This is a genomic window from Streptomyces sp. STAM6 (genome assembly GCF_054963715.1).
Genome location: NZ_JBUEFZ010000073.1, coordinates 1 through 4947 on the forward strand (window position 1 = coordinate 1; position 4947 = coordinate 4947).

General features: G+C 70.4%; 2 protein-coding genes. Both read left to right on the forward strand.

Going from position 1 to position 4947, the window contains the following annotated elements; all coding sequences use genetic code 11:
* A partial coding sequence (locus ACY34K_RS33610) for a DUF6531 domain-containing protein (protein WP_462754022.1) occupies positions 1 to 3977 on the forward strand: 3977 nt, incomplete at its 5' end.
* Between the two features lie 22 nt (positions 3978 to 3999).
* On the forward strand, positions 4000 to 4548 hold the full coding sequence (locus tag ACY34K_RS33615) for an SMI1/KNR4 family protein (RefSeq protein ID WP_462754024.1): 549 nt from the start codon (positions 4000 to 4002) through the stop codon (positions 4546 to 4548).
* Positions 4549 to 4947: the final 399 nt, after the last annotated feature.

The window sequence follows — 4947 nt, forward strand, 5'->3', positions numbered from 1 at the left end:
AGACCACGGGCAAGCTCACCAAGGCCAAGACGGCTCAGGGCCGTAACAAGGGCCGGGACAGCATCGCCGACGCGCTGGATCCGGCCATCGAGAAGGCCATGGGCGCCCTGGTGAAGTCCGCCAAGACCATGGGCGACCACGTCGGCGAGACCCTGCCCAAGGCCGTCAAACAGATATCGAAGGACCACAAGAACAACGACGACGCGATTCGTGACCGTCTCGCGCGCCAGCGCAAGGGCGACCACAACGAAGCCAAGGACGGCTCCGGCGACCGCCGTCGCGACGACGACGTCCGAACCCGGCCCAACGCCCTGCGCAACGCCCGCGGGGACGCACAGCGCAACAGCATCCCGCTGGACAAGACGCACTGCGAGGGTGACCCCATCGACGTGGCGACGGGGGAGATGATCCTGGCGCAGACCGACCTCGACCTGCCGGGTGTCCTTCCCCTGACCCTGCGCCGGGTCCACCTCTCGCAGTACCGCTACGGCCAGTGGTTCGGCCGCAGTTGGGCCTCCACCCTGGACGAGCGGCTGGAGGTCGATCCGACGGGGGGCGGGCTCATCTGGGCCCGGGAGGACGGCAGCGTCCTGGTCTACCCCCGGGTTCCCGCCGCCGGCGACGATCCGGTCCTGCCCGTCGAGGGCCCGCGTCTGGCGCTGTCGCACAGCGAGGGAGCGGACGCCCGGACGACGTACCGCGTCACCGATCCCGACACCGGGCTCTCCCGGTACTTCACCGGCGATCCCTACGCGGTCTCCACCGCGTACTGGCTGTCGGAGGTGGAGGACCGCTACGGCAACGGCGTCACCTTCGCCCGCCGCCCGGACGGCTCGCCGAGCGTCATCACCCACGACGGCGGCTACCAGGTCCAGTTGGCCACCGACGGCAGCCGGATCACGGAGCTCTCCCTCCGCACCCCGACGGGTCCCGTCACCGTGCTGTCCTACGGCTACGACGAGCACGGCAACCTCGCCCGGGTCACCAACTCCTCGGGGCTGCCGTCCCGGTTCGCGTATGACGGAGACGCCCGGATCACCTCGTGGACGGACCGCAACGACAGCACGTTCCGCTACGTGTACGACTCCGCGGGCCGCGTGGCCGAGACGGTCGGCCCCGACGGCATCATGTCCGCCACACTGTCCTACGACCACGCCGACGAGTCCGACAGGATCACCCGTTACACCGACTCCACCGGGGCGACCACCGCATTCCGGTTCGACGCCCGTTACCGGCTGGTCGCGTGGACGGACGCCCTCGGCCACACCAGCACCACCGTGTACGACGAACACGACCGCGTCGTCTCCGCCAGCGACCCGCTCGGGGCGACCGTGCGCATCACATACAACGACGAGGGACGCCCCACGAGCGTCCTGCGGCCCGACGGGACGATCACCAGCGTCTCGTACAACGAACTCGGCCTGCCCGCCACCGTGACCGAGCCGAACGGCGCGACCTGGCACCACCAGTACGACGAGCACGGGAACCGCACCGTGCTCACCGACCCCGCGGGCGCCCGCACCACCTACAGCTCCAACGGACGGGGCGCCACCACCGCCGTCACCGATCCTGTCGGCAACACGGTGACCATCGAACGCGATCGGGCCGGACTGGCCACCGCTCTGACGGACCCCACCGGGGCAGTCACCCGGTGCGCCTACGACGCGTTCGGCCGGCCCGTCGAGGTCACTGACCCGCTCGGCGGAGGCACGCGGCTGACCTGGTCCGTCGAAGGCGCTCTGACCTCGCGCACGTCCTCCGCAGGCACCGCCGAGCAGTGGGCGTACGACGGTGAGGGCAACTGCGTCCGGTACACGGACCCGTCGGGACGGACCACCGCGTACGCGTACACCCACTTCGACCTGCCGACCGAGATCAGGAACCCGGACGGCGCGCGCATCGGCTTCCGCCACGACTCCGAGCGGCGACTCGTCGCGACCACCGACGCCCGAGGGCTGACCTGGGGCTATACCTACGACGCGACCGGCCGGCTGATCGCCGAGACCGACTACAACGGCAGCACCACCTCCTATGCCTACGACGCGGCGGGCATGCTGACCGGCCGGACCAACGCGCTGGGGCAGACCACCGGCTACCGCTACGACAGCGTCGGCAACCTCGTCGAGAAGGACATCGCCGGTCACCTCGTCCACTACTCGCACGACGCCGACGGACGCCTCCTGCGGGCCGAGTCACCCGAGTCCGTCCTGGAGTACGCCTACGACGCGGTCGGCCGCGTCGTCGCCGAGACCGTCGACGGCCGGACCGTGGCCACCACCTGCGACGCCGCCGGCCGCCGGCTCACCCGCACCACGCCGTCCGGGACCGTGACCCGGCAGTCCTACGGCGAGGCCGGCCACCGCGACGCGCTCACCGTCGCCGGACGGACCCTGCGGTTCACCTACAACGCCGTCGGCCGCGAGACCACCCGGACCCTCGAGGACGTCTTCCGGCTCGCCCACACCTGGAACCCTGCCGGCCGGCTGGAGGCCCAGGTCCTCACCCCGTCCGCCCCCGAGCCCGAGGACAGCACCGCCGCAGCCGACCGCCACAGGGAACGGCACTACAAGTGGGACCAGGATGGGCGACTGCTGGCCATCACCGGCTCCAGGGCCACACGGCGCACCTTCTCCCTCGACAGCGCCGGGCGCGTCACCGCCGCCGAGGGGCCCGGATGGCAGGAGAACTACGCGTACGACGAGGCGGGCAACCAGCGCCATGCCTCCTGGCCCGCCGGCATGCCCGGGGCGGAGGCCACCGGCGGGCGGCATTACGAGGGCAGCCGCCTCGTCGGCGCCGGGGCCGTGCGCTACGAGTACGACGCCCAGGGCCGCGTGGTGCTGCGTCAGAAGACCCGGCTGTCTCGCAAGCCGGACACCTGGCGCTACACCTGGGACGCGGAGGACCGCCTCACGGCCGTCACCACCCCCGACGGGACCCGCTGGCGCTACCGGTACGACCCGCTCGGCCGCCGCGTGGCCAAGGAGCGGCTGGCAGCCGACGGCGCGTCCGTTGCCGAGGAGACGCTGTTCTCGTGGGACGGCAGCACCCTGGTGGAGCAGACCACGCGGGGGCCGGACACCACCGAGGCGATCCATCTGACCTGGGAGCACGACGGCTACCGGCCGCTGCTCCAGGTCGAGAGCAAATCGGCCGCCGACGCCCCGCAGCACACCGTCGACCAACGCTTCTTCGCCATCGTGACAGATCTCGTCGGCACGCCGACCGAGATGATCGACGAGACCGGGCACGTCGCCTGGCACAGCCGCAGCACCGTCTGGGGCGTCACCGTGTGGAACCGCGACGCCTCCGCGTACACACCGCTGCGCTTCCCCGGCCAGTACTACGACCCTGAGACCGGACTCCACCACAACTACTTCCGCCACTACGACCCCGAGACAGCGCGCTACCTCACGCTCGACCCACTCGGGCTCGACCCCGGCCCCAATCCGTTCTCCTACGTCGACAACCCTTTCACCCTCCAGGATCCGCTCGGCCTGAAACCGTGCGACGAGTCCGACCCCACCTGGGGCGGCCGCGTCCGGTTCAGCACCGGACCGGGCGGCCGGTCCGGCACCATGCGGGCGAGGATCGAACCGGGCATGACCGGCGGCAAGACCAAGCCGCCGACGAACGTCGTCGGATACCAGAAGTACAAGGGCTGGAACAAGACCCACCTGCTCGGCGCCCAGATCGGCGGCTCCAACAAGGACACCCGCAACTTCGTGGCCATGCATCGCAATGCCAACAGCCCGGTCATGAAGGCGATCGAGGACCAGATCCGGCACACCGTGGACAAGAACAACGAGACGATCGATTACACGGTGACCCCGATCTACCGGACCAACGACCCGACCGACCTGGTCCCGATCGGCCTGACGATCCACGCCACCGGAAACAAGGGGTTCCAGTTCACCCCCTACGAAGGCGCGTCCCCGACCAACCACATCACTATCCTGAACGTCCCCAAGCCCTGAGCCCTCTCCCGGAGACACCCTGATGCACCCTGACGTGGAACAGCTCACCCACATCGTCCCGCCACCGGCGGAGCGTCAGCCGCGGGCCTGGCCCGAGGTCGAGGCCCGCCTGGGCAGCGCCCTGCCGGAGGACTTCAAGGATCTCGTCGACACCTACGGCGGGGGCGTCTTCGACGAGACGATCTGGATCCTGGAGCCCGACTGCGCCGACTCCGACTACGACCTCCTGGCCATGAAGGCGGAGCGCGCCGAGGTACTGGCCCGGCTGTGGGAGATCGGTCCCGAGCCCCGTCCCGAGCAGCTGGAGGCCGACGGTGCGGGGCTGCTCCCCTTCGCGTACATCGAGGGGACCGGCGCCTACCTCTACTGGCTCACCGGCGAGAACGTGCGCCCCGAGGACTGGACAGTCCTGGCGAACGCGGGCCGTGGACCGGAGTGGGAGCACCACCCGGTGCCGAGTGCCCGGTTCATCCTCTCCGTGCTCACCGGTGATGTCCACTCCGACATCCTCGACAACCTGCCGGTCGACGACCACACCTTCGATCCGAACGACGAGATCCTGGGCGGCTGACGGGCCTCGCTCCCCGGACAAGGCGCACATCCAGCAAGGCGGCGCCGGCGGCGCAGCTCCCACGCCACGACGCCGACCGCGGCGACGACACCGACGGCAGAACCGATCAGGGCCCGGGGGCGCGGTCCAGCCGCGCTCCGGCCCCTCCTGCCGAGGGCCACCCGATGTTCCTCCCGCCCACCGCCGGACGCCGGATCTGTCGGGTCGGTCGCTGCTCGTGTGCGCCGGGCGATCAAGGTGCGGCTCCTGGCTGCACGGCTCTCACGGGGCCTGACAGACTCTGTCGTGGCACGCTGCTTTTCTGATGAAGTCCCGTTGAAGCAATGGGGCTCCTGCGGCGGGCAGGCTGCTCGTAGGTCACAAAGTCGGGCGAGCGCAGGACCAGAGCGGCAAGCACCG

Bases quoted from the DNA above. Each gene is read 5' to 3' on its own strand.
- ACY34K_RS33615 (WP_462754024.1), top strand. From the start codon at position 4,000: ATGCACCCTGACGTGGAACAGCTCACCCACATCGTCCCGCCACCGGCG.